Origin of the sequence: Catenulispora rubra (genome assembly GCF_015356825.1) — a bacterium.
Lineage (GTDB): Bacteria > Actinomycetota > Actinomycetes > Streptomycetales > Catenulisporaceae > Catenulispora > Catenulispora rubra.
Map to the genome: position 1 here is coordinate 12,794 of NZ_JAACYW010000062.1, position 21,544 is coordinate 34,337.

The window sequence follows — 21,544 nt, forward strand, 5'->3', positions numbered from 1 at the left end:
CCACCGAGGATTCACACAGGGCTCCACAAGGGTTTTACAGGGGAGAGGGAAAGACCAGTGACCGCCTGTCTTGAGCCGGGCTGCGACGGGACCATCGACGCCGACGGCTACTGCGACACCTGCGGCACCGCCGCCGCTCCGGCGGCGGCGCAGCAGGGCACGCCGCGCGTCGGAGCCGGACACGCCTCGACGCGCACCGCGACCGCGACGTCCTCGCGCACCAGCGCCACGCGCTCCACCGGCACCTCGGCCTCCAGCCGCAACTCCACCTCGGTGTCCAGCCGCACCCGCGGCTCCCGGGGCGGCAGCACCGGCCGGTCGCGCCGCGGCAACCTGGGCGCCGGGCTGATCGAGGTGCCGCCGGTCCCGTCCAAGGACCCGATGACCGAGATCATGGTCAACCCGCAGGTGCCGGAGGGGAAGCGGTACTGCTCCAACTGCTCGGCGCCGGTCGGCCGGGGCCGGGACGGGAACCCGGGCCGCACCGAGGGCTTCTGCCGCAAGTGCCGGACCGCGTTCTCCTTCGAGCCCAAGCTGAAGGCCGGCGACAAGGTCGGGCAGTACGCGGTGCTCGGCTGCATCGCGCACGGCGGCCTGGGCTGGATCTACCTGGCCAAGGACGAGAACGTCTCGGAGCGCTGGGTGGTGCTCAAGGGCCTGCTGGACTCCGGGGACGCCGACGCGATGGCCGCCGCGGCCGCCGAGCGCCGGTTCCTGGCCGAGGTGAACCACCCCTCGATCGTGCAGATCCTGAACTTCGTGCAGCACCCGGACGCCGTCACCGGCGCGCCGGTCGGGTACATCGTCATGGAGTACGTCGGCGGCAGCTCGCTGAAGCAGATCCGCTCCGACTACCGCGACCCGGCCGGGCAGACCGGCCCGCTGCCGGTGGCGCAGGCCATCGCCTACGCGATCGAGATCCTGCCGGCCTTCGGCTACCTGCACAGCCTGGGCCTGGTCTACAACGACTTCAAGCCGGACAACATCATCCAGTCCGAGGAGCAGCTCAAGCTCATCGACATGGGCGGCGTGATCCGGATGGACGACGAGGACTCCGCGATCTACGGCACCAAGGGGTACCAGGCCCCGGAGATCGCCGACGAGGGGCCGTCGGTCGAGTCCGACCTGTACACCGTCGGCCGCACCCTGGCCGTGCTGACCAGCCTGGACTCCCGGGCCTACCAGACCACCTATCTGGACGGCCTGCCCGCGCCGAGCGACGTGCCGCTGTTCGCCCGGCACGAGTCGTTCTACAAGCTGCTGCAGCGGGCCACGGACCGGGACCCGGAGATGCGGTTCGGGTCCGCCTACCAGATGGCCCAGCAGCTGACCGCGGTGCTGCGTGAGGTGCTGTCGCTGGAGGAGGACAAGCCGCACCCCGGCGCCTCGGTGATGTTCGGACCCGAGGTGCGGGTGCCGAGCACCACCGCGGAGATCCCGGGGGTGCTCGAGGTGGTGCGGGCGCTGCCGGTCCCGCTGGTGGACCGCGACGACCCCGGTGCGCAGTTCCTGGTCGGTCTGGGCGCCGCGGACCTGGTCGAGCAGCGCTTCGCCCTGGAGAACTCACCGCTGCTGGCCGACTCCCAGGAGATCCAGCTGCGGCTGGTGCTGGTGGCCACGGCCGCGGTCGACTTCAGCACGGCGATCCGGCTCCTGGACGAGTTCGAGAACGCCAACGGCGGCGACTGGCGCACCTTCTGGTACCGCGGCCTGATCCTGCTGGCCTCCGGCATGCTCGCCGACGCCGCGCGGATGTTCACCGCGGTCTACGACGCGCTGCCCGGCGAGCCGGCGCCGAAGCTGGCGCTGGCTGCCTGCGCGGAGCACCTGAACGACTCCGCGACCGCGAGCCGCTACTACGACATGGTCTGGCGCACCGACCCCGGGTACGTCAGCGCCGCGTTCGGTCTGGCCCGCGCGCTGCTGCGCACCGGGCAGCGGGACGCGGCGGTGCGTGCCTTCGGCGCCGTGCCGCAGACCTCGACCCACCACACCGCCGCCGCCGAGGCCGCGCTGCGGGCCCTGCTGGTGGACCGCGACCGGGACCTGTCCGGCGCCGACCTGGCCGACATCGACGCCCGCTACGCGTGGCTGGCCACCCGGCTGGACTCCGAGCACGCGAACTGGCTGGCGCTGGACGTGTTCACCACCGCGGGCGCGCGGCTGACCGTGCAGAAGCCGAACGACCTGCGCCCCGGCCAGAAGCTGATCGACCGCGAGGTCGACGAGCGCTCGCTGCGCCTGGGCATGGAGCACGTCTACCGCTCGCTGGCCCGGCTGTCCACCGACCGCGGCAAGCGGATCGAGCTGGTCGACCAGGCCAACGCGGTGCGGCCCAGGACCCTGATATGACCGTCGAGACCACTGGGGCCGCCGGGGCCGCCGTGATCACCATGACCGCCGAGGCCGGACAGGAGGCGGATCATCAGATGCCGCTACAGCTGACGTGTCCGAACTGCGGGGCCACCGACCTGGTGATGGAGCAGGGCGCCCGGTTCTGCGAGGCCTGCGGCTACGGGGTCGACGAGCCGGTCACCGGCGAGGAGGAGCCCTCGGAGTTCCAGGATCCCAAGCCGTGCGTGTCCTGCGGCGGCACCGAGATCGACGCCGAGGGCTACTGCACCGACTGCGGGGACCTGCAGCCGCGCCGGCGCGACCGGATGGAGGTGAACCTCGGCGTGGTGGCCGGGATCAGCGACCGGGGCCTGCGCCACCACCGCAACGAGGACTCGATGGCGCTGCGCCCGGCGGTCGGGCTGGACGGCCGGAACCTGGTCGTCGCCGTGGTCTGCGACGGGGTGTCCACCTCGGAGCGGCCCGACGAGGCCTCGGCCGCGGCCGTCGCGGCGGCGGCGAAGCTGCTGCTGACCGCGATCGCGGCCGGGACCCCGGAGCCGGTCGCCGAGCGCGTGCCGGAACCTGCGCCGGCGCACGTCGATCCGGTCGAGACCGCGGTGATGCAGCTCCAGCCCGAGATCGAGACGGAGCCCGACGGCGTCGCCGGCGCCGCCGGGGCGGCCGGCGCACCGGTCGCCATCGGCCCCGCCGACCTGGGCCTGATCTCCCGGCACGCGGTCGCCGACGCCGACCGCGCGGTCTCCGACCTGGCCCGCGACGCCGACCACGGCAACCCGCCGGCCTGCACCTACGTCTCGGCGATCGTCGGCGAGGAGGTCACCGTGGCCTGGCTCGGCGACAGCCGGGCCTACTGGCTCGACGAGCGCGGCACCTCCCGCGCGCTGACCCGGGACGACGCCGCCGAGGGCTCGCACGCCATCGAGGCCTGGCTCGGCGCCGACTCCGGCGCCCCCGAACCGCACCTGGCGCGCTTCACCCCGGACGGCCCCGGCGTCGTCCTGGTGTGCAGCGACGGCCTGTGGAACTACGTGGAGAAGGCCGCGGACCTGGCCGCCCTCGCCCTGCCCGCAGCCCTGACGGACCCGTTCGACGCGGCCGCCCGGCTCGTCCGGAAGGCCCTCGACTCCGGGGGCCACGACAACATCACCGCCGTGCTCGTCCCCTATCCCGTTCAGGCGCCCGCGGAGGGTGCCGGCCAGACAGGAGCAAGTCAGCAGCCATGAGCCAGTACCCAGACTTCGCTTTCGAGATCAACCAGAACGAGTACCTGGCCGCCGGGGTGCGCGAGGTGCACGCGGTGGTGACGCTCACCGCGACCGCCGCGGTCGGCGGCGCGCCGGGCCCGGCGGCGGGCGGCGTCCCGGCTTCGATCGCCAGGGGCTCGAACAACGACAACGTCGAGGTCATCATCATCGACTGCTCGGGGTCCATGGACTACCCGCGCACCAAGATGATGGCCGCCAAGGAGGCCACCAAGGTCGCCATCGACACCCTGACCGACGGCGCCTTCTTCGCGGTGGTCGCCGGCACCGAGGGCGCGCGCGTGGTGTACCCGACCGGCGGGCAGCTGCTGCGGGCCGACTACCAGAGCCGCGCGGCGGCCAAGGAGGCCGTCGGGCGCCTGCACGCCAACGGCGGCACCGCGATGGGCCGCTGGCTGGCCCAGGCCGGCCGGATCTTCGACACCCACCCGCACGCGATCAAGCACGCGATCCTGCTCACCGACGGCAAGGACGAGTCGGAGACCCCGGCCGACCTGGCGCGCGCGATCCAGGCGAGCATCGGTAACTTCACCGCCGACTGCCGCGGCATCGGCGAGGACTGGGAGCCCAAGGAGCTGCGCAAGATCGCCGAGGCGCTGCTGGGCACCGTGGGCATCGTCCGCGACCCGGCCCGGCTGGCCGAGGACTTCCGCGAGATGACCGTGAACTCCATGGGCAAGGAGGTCGCCGACGTCGCGCTGCGGCTGTGGGCCCCCAAGGGCGCCGCGATCCGCTACGTCAAGCAGGTCAGCCCGAACCTGGCCGACCTGACGGGGATGCGCGTGCCCGGCGACAACCCGCTGACCGGCGACTACCCGACCGGCGCCTGGGGCGCGGAGAACCGCGAGTACCACATCTGCGTCGAGGTCGAGCCGGGCAACATCGGCCAGGAGAAGCTGGCCGGCCGGGTGCAGCTGGTGGCCAAGGACGCCGGCGGCGCCACGATGCTGGGCGAGGGCAAGATCCGCGCGGTGTGGACCGAGGACACCGACCTGTCCACGCGCATCAACGGCCGGGTCGCGCACTACACCGGCCAGGCCGAGATGGCCGCGGCCATCCAGGAGGGCCTGGACGCCCAGGCCGCCGGCGACCTGGACACCGCCACCGCGCGCCTGGGCCGGGCCATGGACCTGGCGGTGGAGTCCGGGCACGAGGACACCGTCAAGATGCTGCGCAAGGTCACCGAGGTCGACCCGGCCACCTCCAAGGTGCGGGCCAAGGCCAAGGTGGACAAGGGCGACGCGATGGAGCTCGACGTGGTCTCCACGAAGACCGTGCGGGCCAAGCGGAACTGACACCTGCGGGGGGTAGGCAATGAGCATGGCGAGGGTGCGGAATCCGCGGCGGGCTGCCGCGGCCGGCGTTGAGGCGGGTGGACGATGATGGCCACGTGTCCGGACGGACACCAGTCGGTCGCGACCGACTACTGCGACGAGTGCGGCCTGTCGATGGGCGCGCCGCTGGCGGCGCCCGGGAACTCGGCCCCGGCCGGCGGGCCGGCGGGCCACGGCTCGCCGTCCGCGCCGTCCTACGGCGCGGCCGGCGAGCCGTGCCCGAAGTGCCTGATGCCCCGGCAGGACGGCGACACGTTCTGCGAGGGCTGCGGGTTCCCGTTCGACGAGGAACAGAACAGCGACACGATCGACGAGCCAGAGCTGGACATCGAGGCCGAGCTGCGCAAGGCCGAGAAGGCCCAGCGGGCGGCCGAGGAGGCGGCTCGCGAGGCGGCGGCGCGGACCGGCGGGCAGGGTGGGCAGGGCGGCCAGATCGGCCAGATCGGTCAGGGTGGCCCGAGCGGCCCGGTCGTGCAGGGCTTCGCGAACGGCGTGAATCAGGGCACGCTGACCGATCCGGGCAGCGGCAGCGGGCGGACCGGTTCGACCGGACAGGTCGGTCAGGGTAGCCAAGGCGGCCAGAACGGTCAGGGCAGCCAGGGCGGCCCGGCGAATCAGGGCTCGCAGGTCGGTCCGGACTCCGATCCGCTGGCCCAGACCGTCACCTCCGACCCGGGCGGCGCCGTGACCGCGGTCCAGTGGATCGCCATCGCCAGCGCCGACCGCGCGTACTACGACGCGGTGGTCGCCGAGGGCGAGATCGACGCCAACGCCTACCCGTTCCCGCCGTACTGCCCGGACCGCCAGTTCGAGCTCAAGGGCGACACGGTGCGCATCGGCCGCTCGGGCAAGCGCGGGAACGTCGACATCGACCTCACCGGCCCGCCCACCGACCCCGGCGTCTCGCACCTGCACGCGGTGTTCCAGCACCGCCCCGACGGCGGCTGGCAGGTGGTGGACCTGGGGTCGATGAACGGCACGGTGCTCAACGACGACACCGCCCCGATCCCGGCGAACCAGGCCTTCCCGGTCGAGGCCGGGTATCGCATCCATGTCGGGGTGTGGACGACGCTGACGCTGATCCAGCTCGCCTGACAGCTCGCCTGACAGCGGCGCCCGCGACGAGCGGGAGGGAACCCGGCCGAACCGCGACGGCCCCCGGTACGTGCCATCAGTGGAGGTCAAAGGCCTCCGCGGAGCCGAAAGGTGGCACGAAAGATGTCCAAGCCGGGATTCCCTCCCACCGCCCGGGTCGCCGGGGCCCTGTCGGCGGTGGCGCTGCTCGCGCTGGCGGCGGCCTGTTCCTCCTCCTCGGGAAAGAGCAGCAGTCCGTCGTCGAGCACCTCCGGCACCTCCGGCACCACGGTGAACAGCGGTTCTGCCGCAGTCAACGGGACGCAGACCACGGTGCTCACCGCACCGGACGGCCACACGCTCTACTACTTCACCCCGGACACCGCCGGCGGCAAGCCGACGTGCACCGGCGGTTGCGCCGCGACCTGGCCGGCGCTGACCGCGGCCAGTCCGACCGAGGCCACCACCGCTAAGGGCACGCTGACCGTGGTGAGCGGCCAGGTGGTCTACAACGGTCACCCGCTGTACGAGTTCACCGGTGACAGCGCCGCCGGACAGGCGAACGGCGAGGGCAGCGGCGGCACGTGGTACGCCGCCACCCCCGCCCTGGCGACCGGGGCCGGCCCGGGCACCGCGATGCCGTCCAGCCCGTCCGGTCCCGCCACTTCCGGTGGCAGTGGCGGCGGCGGTTACCACTACTGAGCTGTCAGTGTGCTGTCGGTGCTGTCACTTGTCGCGCTTACGGACGGTGTCCACCCACAGTGCGGCCCCTCCGGCCCCCGCGAGCACGATCAGGATGATGCCGAAAACGGTCCCGTTCATGAAAAACAGCGCTCCCCTCTCGCTACCCGAACCACGGTAGCGAGAGGGGAGTCAGAGAGCGAGCGAGCTTTCGGTTAACGACTGTATACGGCCACGAAATCGCGTTCCTCGGTGGAGAAATAGCGCTGCCCGGTCCGGGCGAACTCCAGCAGTTTCGTCGAGGTCGGATTCCCCGTGCTGTTCGGGTTCGCGGCGTAGGTCATGTAGGACACCCACTCCTGGTTGATGTCCAGCTCCATGCCGCGCACCGCGCCGGCCCGCTGCAACAGCTCGGCGAGCGTGCGCACGGACAGGGCCGGGCCGATCGCGTAGACCACGTTGCCGTCGGCGGTGACGCCGATCCCGGAGCGCCACACGAAGTAGGCGTTCTTCACCGTCACGCCCCACAGCTTCTTGTCGTCGCTGTCCACGCTCGGGTTGACCTGGCCGTTGTCCACCAGCAGCTGCAGGTTCTGCCGGACGCCGACCACGTTCGGGTCCATCTGCAGGCCGGGGCCGGAGTTCCAGGACCCGACGTTCATCGTGCCGTCCTTGTAGAACACCTCGGAGGCCTGGCCGGGCACCAGCGTGCCGAAGGTCTTGCCGTTGAGGTAGAAGCCGCCGTGCGCGTCGTTCGGGTTCATCAGGAACGCGCCGTTCCAGGTCGCGATCAGGTTCTTGAGCTGGTCGCCGGCCAGGTGGTCGGTCTGGTTGTAGCCGGCCGTGCCGGGCTGCTGGGAGCCGGGGTGCAGGACGAAGCTGGCGTGCTTCTGGTCCATCCACGACACCGCCGACAGGTACTCCAGGTGCTGGGGGTCCGAGCGCAGCTTCGCGGTCTGGATCACCGGGACGCCGTTGACCACGACCGCGGGGGACCAGTCGCCCTCGCCGGGCGCCGGGTTCGGCACGAACGGCTTCATCGGGGGCAGCACGTGCTCGTTCTTGGCCAGCGTCGGCGTCGCCGAGGGCGGGGCCAGATCGGCCAGCTGCTGCGGGGACAGCGTGCCGCCGGTCTTGGGCTTGTTGTTCTGGTACTGCTGGTTCTCCATCCAGGTCACGGCCCAGCCCATGGCGTGCCCGCGGGCCCACTCGGCCACCCGCGCCTGGTTGCTCATGTTGCCCGGGGCGCTCAGCGCGCCGTAGAGCGAGTAGCTGGTCATGAACGCGAACACGGCCAGCACCGCCGCGATGCTGCGGAAGACTATCTTTCGGCGGCGGCGCTGGGCCGGGGAGAGCCGGTCCTTGCGGCGGCTGCCCGCACGGCGGCGGCCGCGGCCGCCGTGCTCGGCGTCCAGGGCGTCCAGGGCGTCCGGGCCGTCCGGGCCGTGGTGCTCGGGATCCTCGCCGCCGTCGTAGCCGGCGAAGCCCTCCTGGAAGCTGGAGGAGAACTCGTCCTGGTCCGGGCCCTGGGAGTAGCCGTTGGCCTGCGGTCGCGGGCCAGGGACTCCGGCCGGCCGCAGATCCTCAGGGTTTTGAGGGACCCGGCGCCGAGTGCCGCGCGGGACGTGGGTTTCCTCGGCGGTCCGCATCTCCTGCGTCGCGCGGTCCACGCGCTGGAAGCTCGGGCTCTGCTGGTAGCTCGGCGGCTGCTGCGCGTAGCCGGCCTGCGGACGCCCCGCCTGGGGCGGATAGCCGGACTGCTGGTAGCCGCCCTGCTGGTAGTCCTGGCGCGGCTGCTGGCTCGGATCGCGGGGGTCACGCGGGGCGCGGGGATCGCGCTGCTGACTCGGGTCGCGCGGATCGCGCTGCTGACCGGCTCGCGGATCACGGCCCTGCGGGCGCTGTGGGTACTGGGGAGCTTGAGGGGCCTGAGGAGCCTGAGGGTTGGAGTGGTCGTCCCACGGCGTCCGCGGCTCCGCTGCGGGCCCCTGGCGCGGGTCCTGCGGGGGCCGGGGCCGCGGTACATCACGGCTGCGGGGCGGTCCCTGCGGCCGGTCCGGCCGCGGAGGAACCCCGCGTCCCGGATAGCCGTCGCCGGTCCTTCCCGTCGGTGCCGGTGTCATCCACGATCCTCTCAGTCCGGTCCCCGATCCAGCCTCAGAGTATGGCCATTCATTGATGGGTACCGCCAGCTTGCCAACTTTTCCCTGCGCTCCTCAGACGCGTAGCAACCCCGGGGCGGTTGCGGAGCAAGAGGGCGAAAGAGACGTGGCCTACATCACTCGCGAACGGAGCCGGCGCAGCATCCGGGCATCGGCGAAACCGACCGCGCGGGCCGCCGCTTCCACCGTCGCCCCATGTCCGATCAGGTGTTCGGCCCGTTCCACGCGCAGGGTTTGCTGGTAACGCAGCGGCGTCATCCCGGTGCTCTCGACGAACTGCCGGGTCAGCGTGCGCTCGCTGACACCGCCGGCGCGGGCCAGATCGACCAGGCGCAAAGGTTCGGCAAAATCCGTGTCGATCCGGTCCTGCGCGCGGTGCACCGCGTCGCGCAGATGCCAGCGGTGCCGCAGCATCGCACTGTCCTGAGACTCCTCGCCGGAGCGCCGCGCGTAGACCACCATGTCCCGGGCGACGCGCGCCGCCGCGGCCGGGCCGTGCCGCTCGGCGACCAGGTGCAGCGCGAGGTCGATGCCGCTGGCGATGCCGGCGGAGGTCACCACCCGGTCGTCGGCGACGTAGACCACGTCGCGCTCGACGCGGGCCCGGGGGTAGCGCGCGGCGAGTTCGTCCTGCAGATCGTGGTGCGTGGTGCAGCGCCGGTCGGTCAGCAGCCCGGCCTGGCCCAGCACGTCGGCCCCGGAGCACACGCTGGCCACGGTGCCGCCGGCGCGGTGGTGCTCGACCAGCCGGGCCAGCAGCTCGCGGCCCGGGCGCGGGCTGCCCTTGAGCGTGGGCGAGCGCCAGCCCGGGACCAGCACGAGGTCCTCCGGGCCGGCGCCGGGCCAGTCGGTCTCGGCGCGCAGCCGGACGCCCTGCGCGCTCACGATGTCTTCCTGCTCGGCGTAGTACCGCAGCTCGTACGGGAAACCGAGATCATCGGCGGTGGAGAACACCTGGGCCGGACCGGACAGGTCCAGCAGGTGCAGGCGCGGGATGAGCAGGAAGACGACCTTCACAATCCGGTCAGCCTACCCGGCCGGCCGCCAGGGCGCCCGCGCCGACGACCCCGACGACCTCGTCGACCGTCGCGACGGTCGCGAAGCGGTTGGCGAGGGCGAAGACGGTGCGCTCCACGACCGCCGCGGCCGGCAGCGTGCGCGGGTCGGCCAGCAGCTGCTCGGGGCTCAGGTCCTCCGGCGCGTCCGGGTGCGGGATCGGGTTGGTCGCGCATCCGTCGACCACGAACGTCACCCGGTAGCCCAGGTCGGAGCCCAGGCGCGCGGTGGTCTCGCAGCACTGCTCGGTGCGGATGCCGCAGATCGCCAGCTCGCCGACGCCCTGCTCGGTGAGCAGCTGCTGCAGGTTGGTGGTGGTGAACGCGTTGTGCGAGGTCTTGCGGATCTGGGGCTCGCCGGCGGCCGGCGCGCGCAGGCCGTCGAGGTAGCGGACGTGGCCGGACTCCGGGTCGAAGACGCCGCCGCTGCCGGGCTCCTGGTGCAGGACCCAGACGACGAGGTCGCCGTTCTCGCGGGCGTGGTCGACCAGGCGGTTGACGTCGTCCGCGATGTCGGGGTTGTCGATGAGCGCCCACAGGGGGCGGGAACGGAAGGACTCCTGGACGTCGATCACGATGAGGGCTCGCTGTGTCATGTCCTCTACGATCGCCGTCCGGCCGGTCGTGCGGCAGACCTGTTCCGGCCCGGATGCGGAACGATCCGGTCAGGGCGGCCGGAGCGGCCGGGATCCTGATCAACATCTGCGGCTCAACAGTGGTTCATCGTGAAGTCGCTTTCAAGGCCTTGATTACGCCCGATTTGATCACGGTTTGTGGGCATTTTGAGGTGACGGTTCGATAACTGGTCTATACCTGAGGGCCGTCTGGTCTATACCGCTGGGCCAAACGTGATTAGCGTGTCCCAGCGTCACGACCTGTAGTCCCCAACCCTCACCCTTCCTACAAAGGTGGATCCCAGGTGAAGCGTCTCGCCACTCTCGCCGCGACCGGTCTGGTCGCGTCTCTCGCCCTGTCGGCGTGCTCGTCCAGCAAGTCCTCGTCGTCCGGCTCGAACACCGGCAGCTCCTCCAAGCCGGTCACCATCACGCTGCTCGCGCCGAACTACGGCAGCACCCCGACCGACGACACCAAGCTGTACTGGCAGAACATCATCAACGCCTTCCAGGCCAAGTACCCGAACGTCAAGGTCGACCTGCAGATGGCGACCTGGGACAACCTGGCCACCAAGCTGACCACGGCGGTCCAGAACAACGACGCCCCGGACCTGTTCGAGGGTGGCGGCTACGCCGACGTCGCGGCGCAGGGCCTGCTGTACAAGGCCTCGGACATCGTCTCCACACAGACCGTGTCGAACCTGATCCCGCACGTGGCCCAGCTCGGCCAGACCAAGGGCCAGGACGGCAACTCGGCCCAGTACGGCATCCCGTTCACCACCTCGACCCGTGCGCTGTTCTACAACACCGCGCTGTTCCAGCAGGCCGGCATCACCTCGCCGCCGCAGACCTGGGCCGACGTGGCCGCCGACGCCGCGAAGATCAAGGGGATCGGCAAGACCGGCTTCGGCCTGCCGCTGGGCTCGGAGGAGGCGCAGGCCGAGACCTACCTGTGGTTCCTGGGCAACGGCGGCGCCTACAAGGACGCCTCGGGCGCGTGGGCGATCAACTCCCCGCAGAACGTGCAGACCTTCCAGTGGCTGACCGACAACCTGGTCAAGCCCGGTCTGACCGAGTCGGACCCGGCCACCAAGTCCCGCACCGACCTGTGGAAGGACTTCGCGGCCGGCAACACGGGCATGATCAACGGCTCCCCGTCGCTGCTCCCGATCCTCAAGGAGGGGACCATCGGCAGCAACTGGAAGGCCGCCGCGATCCCCGGCAAGTCCGGCCCGGTCTCCTCCCCGCTCGGCGTCGCCGACTTCATCGAGGCCTTCAACACGCACCCGGACCACAAGACGGCGATCGGCCAGTTCCTGGACTTCGCGTTGCAGAAGCAGTACCAGGAGCAGTTCGACAACGAGTACGACCTGCTCCCGGCCACCCAGGACGCGGCGACCGACCTGTCGACGCAGAACCCGGCCCTGAAGCCGTTCATCGACGCGCTGCCCTCGGCCGCCTGGTACCCGAGCTCGGACCCGAACTGGGACCCGGCCTCGCAGAAGGTCAAGGACATCGTCGGCAAGGCCGTGACCTCCGACCCGAAGGGCGTCCTGGACCAGATCCAGGCCGTCGCGACGGCGAAGAACTAAGGCAGTACGGGACGTCCCAGCGATGACGACGCACACAGAGCGGGGCCGGCCAGCCCGGTCCCGCCCCTCCTCCGCCAGGTCGGTCCTCTCCGGCCTGGCCCCGCTGGCCTGGATCGGCCCGGCGATCGCGCTGATCGCCTTCGCCGTGCTGTGGCCGGTGGTGAAGATGGTCCAGTCCTCGACCACCCACTGGTCGCGCTACGGCGTGAACCTGGGCTCCAACGGGACGGACAACTACAACAAGCTGTTCAAGGAACAGGACCTGAACGGTGTGCTGGAGCGCACCGGGATCTGGGTGGTGGTGGTCGTCACCGCCACGATGGTGATCTCGCTGGGTGTCGCGCAGCTGTTCAACAAGAAGTTCCCGGGACGCACCGTCGCGCGCTGGGCACTGATCGCGCCGTGGGCCGCCTCGGTGATGATGACCTCGATCATCTTCAAGTGGATGCTGTACCCCGGCTACGGGTTCATCAACATCATCCTGAACGACCTGGGCCTGGTGGACCGCAACAGCGCCACCGCCGACTGGCTGGGGCACTCCACCTCCGGGTTCATCTGGGAGATGGCGGTCGCGGTCTTCGTGTCGATCCCGTTCGCCAGCTACACGGTGATCGCCGGCCTGCAGACCGTCCCGGCCGAGGTCTACGAGGCGGCCAAGGTCGACGGCGCGTCCAAGGTGCGCACGTATTTCTCGGTCACGCTGCCGCTGCTGCGGCCGGCGCTGCTGGTGGCCACGGTCATCAACGTGATGAACGTGTTCAACAGCTTCCCGATCATCTGGGAGATGACGCACGGCGGACCGGGCTACGACACCGCGACGACCACGGTCTTCATGTGGATCCTGAAGCGCCAGAACATCGGCGAGTCCGCGGCCCTGTCGGTGGTGAACTTCGCGCTGGTGATCGTGATCGTCTTCGCCTTCCTGAAGGTGAGCAAGTGGAACAGTGAGGTCGACGCATGACCGCAGTCACGACCTCGTCTGCGACCACCCGCGCCGACCGCGTGCCGGGCGCGCCGAAGCCGCCGCGCGGCCTGCCCGGCGTGCGGAAGATCGCGCTGATCGGCGGCGCGTACCTGATCGCGCTGATCTTCATCACCCCCTACATCGAGATGTTCCTGACCGCGCTGCGGCCGGTCAACGAGACCTCCGACCCGACGATCATCCCCAAGCACCTGCAGTGGTCGAACTTCACCACGGTGTTCTCCGGGACCTCCAGCTTCGGCACCAACATGCGCATCACCCTGGAGGTCGCCTTCGGCGCGACCCTGCTGGTGCTGCTCGTGGCGCTGCCGGCGGCGTACTACACGGCCCGCAAGAAGTTCCGCGGCCGCAAGACGTTCCTGCTGCTGGTGCTGGTCACGCAGATGTTCCAGCCCACCGCGATGGTGGTCGGCATCTACGGCGAGATGCGCGACCTGGGCGGGATCAACTCGGTCTGGGCGCTGGTGGTCGTGGACGCGGGCTTCAACCTGGCGTTCGCGGTGTGGATCCTGTCGGCCTACTTCGCGGCCATCCCGGTCGAACTGGAGCAGGCCGCGATGATCGACGGGGCCACGCGCTTCGGGGCGTTCCGGCGGGTGACGATCCCGCTGGCGATGCCGGGGATCGTCACGGCGCTGATCTTCACGTTCATCGCGGCGTGGAACGAGTTCATCGTGGCCCTGACACTGACGACGAGTCCGGACAAGGCCCCGTTCTCGGTGGCGGTCGACAACTACATCGGGCAGTACACCGTCGACTACGGACACCTGTTCGCGAGCACGTTGATCGCGACGATCCCGGTGATCGTGCTGTTCGGACTCATCGAGCGCAGGGTCGTCGACGGTCTGACCGCGGGGTCGATCAAGTAGCGGCTTCCGACTCCGCTTTCCGCTTTGCGGCGGGAGCCCGCCGACGCGTCCTGAGCTGCGTCGGCGGGCTTTCTGGTGTGCGGGGGAATCTACGGCGGTCGCGGCGGCCTTCTTGGTGGGGAAGGAGGAAGCCTGGATGCTTGGTGTGGATGTAGCTTTCGAGCAGTTCGCTTCGTTCGCGCGCCGGTGGGCCCCGGGGATGACGGACGCCGAGCTGGAGCCGGCGCGGCGCTTCCGGGTGGCCGAGGCCGGCAAGGGCGAGTACCTGGCGCGGATCGGGGACTCGGACTCGCGGTCGAGCTTCATCCTGAGAGGGCTGGTGCGTTCGTGAACGAAGCAACCGGGAACTTGGCAGAACTCTCCCGCCTCGCCGACATCGGCACGCTCACCCCACGCATCGCGGCGACACTGCCCCTGGCCTCCGCCGCAGAGGCACACCGCCGCATGCAGCGGGGTGGCGCGCTCGGGAAGCTGGTGCTGCTGCCCTGACGCGCTGATGCGGGGCGAGCCTGCGCCTGCTCCGGCTGCGGGTCCTGGTGCGGGCATGTCGCCGGTCGCCTGCCCTGGCTTCGCCGGCCCCAAGTAACGCCGTGATGATCTGCGGGTGCTGATTCCGCAGATCATCACGGTCGAAACCGGTCCCCGACAGGCCGGGGGGCAACCGGCCGGCGACCTTCTACCAGGAGGGCGGGTCCGGCGGCGGCGCGCTCGCGGAGGGCAGGAACGCGGGCTACGCCGGGGCCGGGCCGCTTACTAGATGTATCGGCAGATCGCCCGGAGGACTTTAGGGTTCTGTCTCACTTTTTTTCGGCGCACAGCACCGCGCGACTCTTACATCAATAAACTGATTTGCCGGGTGCGCGTGACACGCTCGCCGGCGGCACCGGCAGCGGCATCGGCAGCGCGTACGGGGCCACCCGCCAGCGCCTGCCGCAGAGCTGACAGGCGCCGCTCGGCCGCGCTACTAACTAACTAACTACTTCTCGCGCCGCGCCGCCTGCTTCGCAAAGGCAATATCGGCGCTGGCCCCGGCAGCGCGTCCAGACCGCCCTCCAGCGCCCGCCTGCTTCTCGCACCGCGCCGCCTGCTTCGCCACGGCAGTATCGGTAGCGCGTCCGGACCGCCCCGCCGGCCATCCCGCCAGCACTCGCCGAGCTTGCGGACCGGCCTGCTTCTCGCGCAGCCCCGCCCCGCCCTACTACTTCTCGCGCCGCGCCGCCTGCTTCGCCAGCAGCGCCTCGCGCCGCTCGCAGAAGCGCGTCGCGGCGGTGTCGAGGCCGTCGAGGAACTCTACCAGCTCGGTGCGGGCGATCTCGCCCTCGGCGCCGAGGTCGTCGCGCTCCAGGGCGCGGGTCTGGCGGAGGATGGGCATCAGGACCTCGTCGTGGTGGATGCGGAGGTCGTAGATGCCGGCCTTGGCGATCATCACGGACTTGCGGCCGAAGTCCTGCAGGCCCGAGCCGGGCATCTGGAACTGCTGGACCACGTTCGCCACGGCGCGCATGGTCTGGTCCGGGTCGAGCTCGAAGGCCGCGCCGAGCAGGTTGCGGTAGAAGACCATGTGCAGGTTCTCGTCCTGCGCGACGCGGGCCAGCAGGCGCTCGCAGTCCGGGTCCTGGGACACCTTGCCGGTGTTGCGGTGCGCGATGCGGGTCGCCAGTTCCTGGAAGCTCACGTAGGCGACCGAGTGCACGGCGTCGTAGCTGTCCGGCTGGGCGTAGCCGTTCGACATGTGCGTCATGCGATCGCGCTCCAGCGCCACCGGGTCGACGGCGCGGGTGGTCACCAGGTAGTCGCGGATCGCGATGCCGTGCCGGCCCTCCTCGGCGGTCCAGCGGTGCACCCAGGTGCCCCAGGCGCCGTCCTGGCCGAACTGCACCGCGATCGCGCGGTGGTAGCTGGGCAGGTTGTCCTCGGTCATCAGGTTCAGGATCAGGCTGGTGCGCGCGATCTCCGGGATCCGGGACTGGTCAGGGCTCCAGGCCTTGCCCCCCAGGACGCCGTCGAAGTTCTCGCCCTCGCTCCACGGGACGTACTCGTGTGGGAACCACTCCTTGGCCGTGGACAGATGCCGGTTCAGGTTGGTCTCCACCACCTGCTCCAGCTCGCTGAGCAGGGCCGCCTCTGACATGGCGTTCGTCGGGCGGGCGCTCTGCCGGGGCAGGTCGGTGACGGTCATGGGGAGGGCTCCTACACGCTCAGGCCTGGGGAAGCGGCCTTGGGGGACCGACCTACGGACCCGAAACTTACGGGTTCGTAGGTTACGTTAGCGTAAGTAGCGTAAGTCACCGGGTCGGCAAAGGTCCAGTGGTGGGAGCCGACGGAGGCGTCAACTGAATTCCGGCGCAAGAGCTTTTCGTATGACCCGCGTCTCATTTTCCGTCGCGGGCCGCTTCGGTGACCAGCTCTTTCGCCCAAGGGTAGTCGGGTTTGCCGCTGGGTGAACGGCGGATATGCGACACCCGCACCAGCAGGCGGGGCACCTTGTAACCGGAAAGTCTGCCACGGCAGAACTCCTCCAGCTCGCCGTCCGTCGGGGCGTCGTCCCCCTCCGATCGCGGCTGGATGACGGCGGCCACCCGGCTCCCGAACCGCTCGTCCGGCGCCCCGGCGACGATCGCGTCGAAGACCCCCGGGTGCGACTTCAGCACCGCCTCGACCTCCTCGGGGAACACCTTCTCCCCGCCGGTGTTGATGCACTGCGACCCGCGTCCGAGCACCGAGACGGAACCGTCCGCCTCCAGCGTCCCCATGTCCCCGAGCAGGACCCACCGGCGGCCGTCGTGCTCGAAGAACGTCTCGGCGGTCTTCGCGGGGTCGTTGTAGTACCCCAGCGGCACGTTGCCGTGCTGCGCCACCCGCCCGACCCGGCCGTCGCCCGGCGTGGCCGGCCGGTGCTCCTCGTCCAGGAACACCGTGGTGCGCTCGTTGACGGTGAAGCGCATCCCGCCGGCCGGACCGCTGCCCGGGGCGGCATCGCCGTTGAAGCCGCTCTCCGTGGAGCCGAAGTTGTCGCGGATCAGCACGTTCGGCAGCTGCGCCTGGAGCTGTTCGCGCACCGCCTCGGACAGGATCGCGCCGGCCGAGCTGAGCACGAACAGGCTGCTGACGTCGGTCCCGGCCAGCGGCCCGGCCAGCGCCTCGGCCAGGGGACGGCCCATCGCGTCGCCGACCATGGAGATGACGTTCGCCTTCTCCTGCTCGACGGTGCGCAGCACCTCGTGCGCGTCGAACTTCCGGTTCAGGACCACCTTCTGGCCCATGTTGAAGCTGATGAAGGTGGCGAGCTGCGCGGCGCCGTGCATGAGCGGGGCTATAGGGAACGTCGCCATCTGGCCCGCCGCAGGGTCGATACCGTCGGCGATCTCCGACGGGTCCTTCATGGGTTCGCCGTAAGGGCGTCCCCCCGCCATGCCCGCATAGAAGATGTCCTCATGGCGCCACATGACGCCCTTGGGCATCCCTGTGGTTCCGCCGGTATAGATGATGTAGAGGTCGTCTGCAGAGCGTTCTCCATGGGGGAGTAGTCCGTCGCGCTCTTCGGACTCCTCACGTATGGCGTCCTCATAAGTGACAGAGGGCAGATCCTCTATAGCGCCGCCGACGGAGACGATCGTCTTGAGCTTCGGGGAGTCGCCAGCGACCTCCCGCACCCGATCGCCGAACTCCGCGTCCACTACTACGGCGACCAGATCGGCGTCCTTGTAGAGGTAGCGGAGTTCGTCGGCCACATAGCGGTAGTTGATGTTGATCGGTACCGCACGGATCTTCAGGCAGCCCAACACGGCCACCACGTACTCCGACCCGTTGTACATGTGCATTCCGACGTGGTCGCCCACCCCGACGCCCCGCGCCAGCAGGAAGTGCGCCACCCGGTTCGCCTCGCGGTCCAGGTCCCGGTACGTCCATCGCCGCACGCCGGGGATGACCAGGGCCTCCTTCTCCGGGATCTTGTCGACGACGCTCTCGAACAGGTCCGCGAGGTTGAACTGCATGGGGAGGGGTCCTTTACTCTGCCAGGTGTGCGCCGATGCGGAGGAGCTGCCGGGTGGCGGTGCCGAGGGTTTGCTCGATCTGCTGTCCCCGGACGAAGTAGCGGTGCAGCGGGTAGTCCGTGTCCACGCCGATGCCGCCGTGCAGATGCTGCGCGGCGTGTAGGACGCGGGAGCCGGCGTCTCCTGCGTGGAACTTCGCTATAGCGACGTCTGCAGAGGCCTCTCCAGGGGTGGAAGCGTTGCCTCCACGCGCGGCGTCGTCCATGAGCCACGCGGCGTGCAGCATGCACAGGCGGAGGGCTTCGGCACTGATGAAGGCGTCGGCGGCGCGCTGGGCCACGGCCTGGAAGGAAGCGATCGGCTCGCCGAACTGCTTGCGGGTGCTGGTGTAGCGCGCGGTCATGGCGACTGCTTCCGTACACACGCCAGAGGCCTCTGCGGCGTAGGCGATAGTGCCCAGATCCCGGAGCCAGTCGAGAGCCTCTGCGCCGCGCGCCAGAAGCGCCTCTTGAGGAACAGTTACGGCGTCTAGTTCCAGCTCTGCGTAGGGCTGCCGTCCGGTGGCCAATAGCGGCGTCACCTTAAGGGCGGAGCGCGGGACGACGAACAGCGCGGGCGCGTCGTCGAGGGCTGCCGGGATGAGGACGACGTCGGCCACGTCCCCGTACGGGACCATGGTCTTGGCCCCGTCCAGTACAAAGGTGTCGCCGTCGCTACGGCGCGCAGTTGTGGTGAGGGAGTCGGGTTCTCCAGGCTCTTCCAAAGCGGCGGTCGCCAGCTTGGCTCCGGAGGCGACGTCGGCGAGCAGGTCCTCGTGGCCGCCGAAGCGCGCCAGGGGAAGGGCTCCGAGGGCGATCGCCGCCACGACGGGGACGTAGGCCGTGTGCTTTCCGGCGGTTTCCGCGAGGAGTGCCAGGCCCATGATGCCCAGGTCGCCGTCGGCGGGGAGCAGCGCGGTGACGGCTCCGGCGGCGGTGAGTGCGTGCCAGGTTTGCGCGTCGTGCACGGAGCCGATCCCGCTGCCGCGCGCGTCCTTCTCCAGCTCGGCCAAGCGCTCGTGGCCGCAGTGGTCGGCGAGGATCCGGTCGACGAGGTCGATCAGGGCCCGCTGTTCCTCGGTCAGCTCGAAATCCATGGCGGGCTCCTAGTGGCGGGGGATGCGGGGCATGTTGAGCCCGAACAGGGCGATCAGGTCGCGCTGGATCTCGTTGGTGCCGCCGCCGAAGGTGAGGATCGGGACGCCGCGATAGGCGCGTTCGACGCGGCCGGCGAGCAGGGCGCCGGGGGACTCCTTCTTCAGCGCGCCGGCCGCGCCGAGGACTTCCAGGAGCAGGCCGTACGCCTCGCAGTAGAGCTCGGTGCCCCAGACCTTGGTCGCGGAGGCGTCGGCGACGTCCAGTTCCGCGGAGGCGGCGACCTTCCAGTTGAACAGGCGCAGCGCGGCGAGCTTGGCCTGGATGCGGGCCAGGTGGACGCGGACCCACTCGCGGTCGATGACGCGGGTGCCGTCGGCGAGCTTGGTCTGCCGGGCCCACTCCACGACCTCGGTGAAGGGGCGCTCCAGGGATCCGGAGGAGCACAGCGCGACGCGCTCGTGGTTGAGCTGCGTGGTGATGACGCGCCAGCCCTCGCCGGGCTCGCCGATGACGTTCTCCGCCGGGACGCGCAGGTCGGTGTAGTAGGTGGCGTAGGTGGAGGCCTCGCCGATGGTGTGGATCGGGGTGTAGCTGAAGCCCGGGTCCGAGGTCGGGACCATCAGGATCGAGATGCCCTTGTGCTTCTTGCCGGTGCGCTCGGGCGCCCCGGGGTCGGTGCGGCAGGCGAGCCAGACGTAGTCGGCGTGGTCGGAGAGCGAGGTGAAGATCTTCTGGCCGTTGACGACGTAGTGCTTCCCGTCGGGCTCCAGGACGGCGCGCGTCTTCAGGCTGGCCAGGTCGGTCCCGGAGTCCGGCTCGGAGTAGCCGATCGCGAACATGCACTCGCCGGCGAGGATCCGCGGAAGGATCTCCGTCTTCTGCTTGTCGGTGCCGAAGCGCATGATGGCCGGCCCCACGGCGTTGATGGTGAGGAACGGCACCGGCGCGCCCGCGCGCTGGGCCTCGTCGAAGAACACGAACTGCTCGACGGGCGTGAACCCCTGGCCGCCGTACTCCTCGGGCCACCCGACGCCCAGCCACCCGTCCCGGCCCATCCGCCGCACCGCCTCCCGGCTGCGCGGCCCGCCGAACTCGCCGCCGGACATCTCCTCGGCGACCTCGGGGGTGACCAGCTCGGTGAAGTAGGAGCGGAGTGTGTCGCGCAGCTGCGCCTGCGCCTCGGTGTACGCGATCCGCATGAGGTGAATTAGAACGTGTTACATGTGCGATGGCAAGAGTTTCTGATGGATCATCAGATCCGCACACCGGGTCGCCCGAACGGCGCCCGGAGCGGGCGATCATGCGGCCGGGCTGGTCGGCTGAGGAGTCCGAGCACGCGGCGGGCGGGCCGCCGAGCTGCGAGTTGACCTGTGAGCCGACCTGGGAACGGAGCGCCGATGAGCATGCCGAGTGGGGCCAGCGGGGGCGGCGGGGAGTCGGTGCCGGAGCCGCAATCGCCGCCGCATCAGCCTGCGCAATCGCCGCCACTGCACGCGCCAGGCCAGCCGCCCCACCAGCCGCCACCTCATGTGCCAGGCCAGCCGCCGTACCAGCCCCCGCGAGCCGCCGTCACCGTCCCGCTCGGCAAGATGCTCTACCTCTGCGTCGCGGCGCTCGGGGTGATCAACCTGTTCCTCGGCTACGTCAGTGCGGGCGACGGCGACTCCATGAACCTCTACAAGGTCGGCGTCGCCATCTACGCGCTCGCGCCGACCATGTTCTTCCTGGCCGGATTGGTGGCGGTGCGGGAGTTCCTGCCGCGGGAGCGGGCGCCGGGGGCGTTGCCGGCGATGATCACTACGGCCATCTTCGTCACCTTGGTGCTCTCCGCGATCAGCTCCGACGGGGCCGGTGACCTGCAGACGCTGTTCCTCGTCTTCGGGGCCGTGCAGTTCGTGCTCGCCTGGCTGGCTTACGTGTTCGACGTCCGCATCATCGGCGCGCGCCGGTAGCCGCCACCTCAAGCTTCACATCTTCGAGTGGTCCCACGACGCCGTCCGCTTCGCCCTCACCCGTGCCACCACGCGCTTGGCCGCCTGCTGCTCCACGAAAGGCCGCATGGCCTCGGCGTCGGCGCCGAAGACCTCGGGGTAGCGCGCCGTGAGGTCCATGCCGAAGGCGACGACCCGGTCGAAGTCCTCGATCAGCTCCACCTCGCCGTAGACCGTGACGCCGCGCAGCTCGTCGTAGGCGATCCCGTCCTCCAGCAGGCACGTGATCCGCGGATCCCGCCGCAGGTTCACCGCCTTCTGCGACTTCCCGTACGTCCAGAACGCCAGGTCGCCGTCCAGCAGCGCGTAGTACATCGTCACCAGGTGCGGGGTGCCGTCGGCGTTCGCCGAGGCGATCTGGAGCTTGCGTGCGGCGGCGAAAAAGGTTTCGATCTCATCATCGGACATCCGGATGCGGTCCCGCTGGCTCATGGGGAAA

At 70.2% G+C, this 21,544-nt stretch carries 19 protein-coding genes; 11 read left to right on the forward strand and 8 right to left on the reverse strand.

Translation table 11 applies throughout. The features are described from left to right. The first annotated feature begins 57 nt into the window (after window positions 1–57). The 5 genes from GWK61_RS59615 to GWK61_RS19300 all read left to right on the forward strand — a co-directional run bounded on the left by GWK61_RS59615 (window position 58) and on the right by GWK61_RS19300 (window position 6,730). On the forward strand, window positions 58–2,352 hold the full coding sequence (locus GWK61_RS59615) for a serine/threonine-protein kinase (RefSeq protein WP_194909961.1): 2,295 nt from the start codon (window positions 58–60) through the stop codon (window positions 2,350–2,352). Continuing rightward, entirely contained in the window at window positions 2,349–3,581 is a 1,233-nt protein-coding gene (locus GWK61_RS19285) for a PP2C family protein-serine/threonine phosphatase (protein WP_194909963.1), read from the forward strand. The genes GWK61_RS59615 and GWK61_RS19285 overlap by 4 nt, the downstream gene beginning before the upstream one ends. Then, window positions 3,578–4,915 (forward strand): vWA domain-containing protein, encoded by a 1,338-nt coding sequence (locus GWK61_RS19290; RefSeq protein ID WP_194909964.1) that lies wholly within the window; start codon window positions 3,578–3,580, stop codon window positions 4,913–4,915. Before GWK61_RS19285 ends, GWK61_RS19290 begins: the two co-directional genes overlap by 4 nt. 84 nt (window positions 4,916–4,999) lie before the next feature. Next, window positions 5,000–6,049, forward strand: coding sequence for an FHA domain-containing protein (locus GWK61_RS19295; RefSeq protein WP_194909966.1), 1,050 nt, complete (start codon window positions 5,000–5,002; stop codon window positions 6,047–6,049). A gap of 123 nt (window positions 6,050–6,172) precedes the next feature. Further along, window positions 6,173–6,730, forward strand: coding sequence for a COG4315 family predicted lipoprotein (locus GWK61_RS19300; protein ID WP_194909969.1), 558 nt, complete (start codon window positions 6,173–6,175; stop codon window positions 6,728–6,730). A gap of 194 nt (window positions 6,731–6,924) precedes the next feature. On the opposite strand, the gene GWK61_RS19305 is transcribed toward GWK61_RS19300, so the two are convergent. The 3 genes from GWK61_RS19305 to GWK61_RS19315 all read right to left on the reverse strand — a co-directional run bounded on the left by GWK61_RS19305 (window position 6,925) and on the right by GWK61_RS19315 (window position 10,522). Next, window positions 6,925–8,832, reverse strand: a complete 1,908-nt coding sequence (locus GWK61_RS19305) for a phosphodiester glycosidase family protein (RefSeq protein WP_194909980.1) — start codon at window positions 8,830–8,832, stop codon at window positions 6,925–6,927. Window positions 8,833–8,982: 150 nt separating this feature from the next. Then, on the reverse strand, window positions 8,983–9,891 hold the full coding sequence (locus tag GWK61_RS19310; protein ID WP_194910010.1) for a GlxA family transcriptional regulator: 909 nt from the start codon (window positions 9,889–9,891) through the stop codon (window positions 8,983–8,985). A gap of 4 nt (window positions 9,892–9,895) precedes the next feature. Beyond that, entirely contained in the window at window positions 9,896–10,522 is a 627-nt protein-coding gene (locus tag GWK61_RS19315) for an isochorismatase family protein (protein WP_194909982.1), read from the reverse strand. A gap of 323 nt (window positions 10,523–10,845) precedes the next feature. Between GWK61_RS19315 and GWK61_RS19320 the strand changes: the two genes are divergently transcribed. The 5 genes from GWK61_RS19320 to GWK61_RS56600 all read left to right on the forward strand — a co-directional run bounded on the left by GWK61_RS19320 (window position 10,846) and on the right by GWK61_RS56600 (window position 14,472). Next, entirely contained in the window at window positions 10,846–12,132 is a 1,287-nt protein-coding gene (locus tag GWK61_RS19320) for an extracellular solute-binding protein (protein ID WP_194909984.1), read from the forward strand. 22 nt (window positions 12,133–12,154) lie between these two features. Continuing rightward, a complete protein-coding gene (locus GWK61_RS19325; protein ID WP_194909986.1) occupies window positions 12,155–13,093 on the forward strand; it encodes a carbohydrate ABC transporter permease in 939 nt (312 codons plus the stop codon). Beyond that, on the forward strand, window positions 13,090–13,983 hold the full coding sequence (locus GWK61_RS19330) for a carbohydrate ABC transporter permease (RefSeq protein ID WP_194909988.1): 894 nt from the start codon (window positions 13,090–13,092) through the stop codon (window positions 13,981–13,983). The genes GWK61_RS19325 and GWK61_RS19330 overlap by 4 nt, the downstream gene beginning before the upstream one ends. A 136-nt stretch (window positions 13,984–14,119) precedes the next feature. After that, window positions 14,120–14,314 carry a hypothetical protein gene (locus GWK61_RS56595; protein WP_228562565.1) on the forward strand — a complete coding sequence of 65 codons (195 nt, stop codon included), beginning with the start codon at window positions 14,120–14,122 and terminating at the stop codon, window positions 14,312–14,314. Further along, window positions 14,311–14,472: a zinc-binding dehydrogenase gene (locus GWK61_RS56600; RefSeq protein WP_323747641.1), complete on the forward strand. Its 162-nt coding sequence runs from the start codon at window positions 14,311–14,313 to the stop codon at window positions 14,470–14,472. The genes GWK61_RS56595 and GWK61_RS56600 overlap by 4 nt, the downstream gene beginning before the upstream one ends. 709 nt (window positions 14,473–15,181) lie before the next feature. Here the strand turns inward: GWK61_RS56600 and GWK61_RS19340 are convergent. The 4 genes from GWK61_RS19340 to GWK61_RS19355 all read right to left on the reverse strand — a co-directional run bounded on the left by GWK61_RS19340 (window position 15,182) and on the right by GWK61_RS19355 (window position 20,313). Beyond that, window positions 15,182–16,162, reverse strand: coding sequence for an acyl-ACP desaturase (locus GWK61_RS19340; RefSeq protein WP_228562566.1), 981 nt, complete (start codon window positions 16,160–16,162; stop codon window positions 15,182–15,184). Window positions 16,163–16,355: 193 nt separating this feature from the next. Continuing rightward, window positions 16,356–17,978: an acyl-CoA synthetase gene (locus GWK61_RS19345; protein WP_194909990.1), complete on the reverse strand. Its 1,623-nt coding sequence runs from the start codon at window positions 17,976–17,978 to the stop codon at window positions 16,356–16,358. Between the two features lie 13 nt (window positions 17,979–17,991). After that, window positions 17,992–19,113, reverse strand: coding sequence for an acyl-CoA dehydrogenase family protein (locus GWK61_RS19350; RefSeq protein ID WP_194909992.1), 1,122 nt, complete (start codon window positions 19,111–19,113; stop codon window positions 17,992–17,994). Between the two features lie 9 nt (window positions 19,114–19,122). After that, window positions 19,123–20,313, reverse strand: a complete 1,191-nt coding sequence (locus GWK61_RS19355) for an acyl-CoA dehydrogenase family protein (protein WP_194909993.1) — start codon at window positions 20,311–20,313, stop codon at window positions 19,123–19,125. 198 nt (window positions 20,314–20,511) lie between these two features. On the opposite strand from GWK61_RS19355, the gene GWK61_RS19360 reads away from it, so the two are divergent. Next, window positions 20,512–21,066, forward strand: coding sequence for a DUF5336 domain-containing protein (locus tag GWK61_RS19360; RefSeq protein WP_194909994.1), 555 nt, complete (start codon window positions 20,512–20,514; stop codon window positions 21,064–21,066). A gap of 15 nt (window positions 21,067–21,081) precedes the next feature. On the opposite strand, the gene GWK61_RS19365 is transcribed toward GWK61_RS19360, so the two are convergent. Further along, on the reverse strand, window positions 21,082–21,537 hold the full coding sequence (locus GWK61_RS19365; protein ID WP_194909995.1) for a pyridoxamine 5'-phosphate oxidase family protein: 456 nt from the start codon (window positions 21,535–21,537) through the stop codon (window positions 21,082–21,084). Window positions 21,538–21,544: the final 7 nt, after the last annotated feature.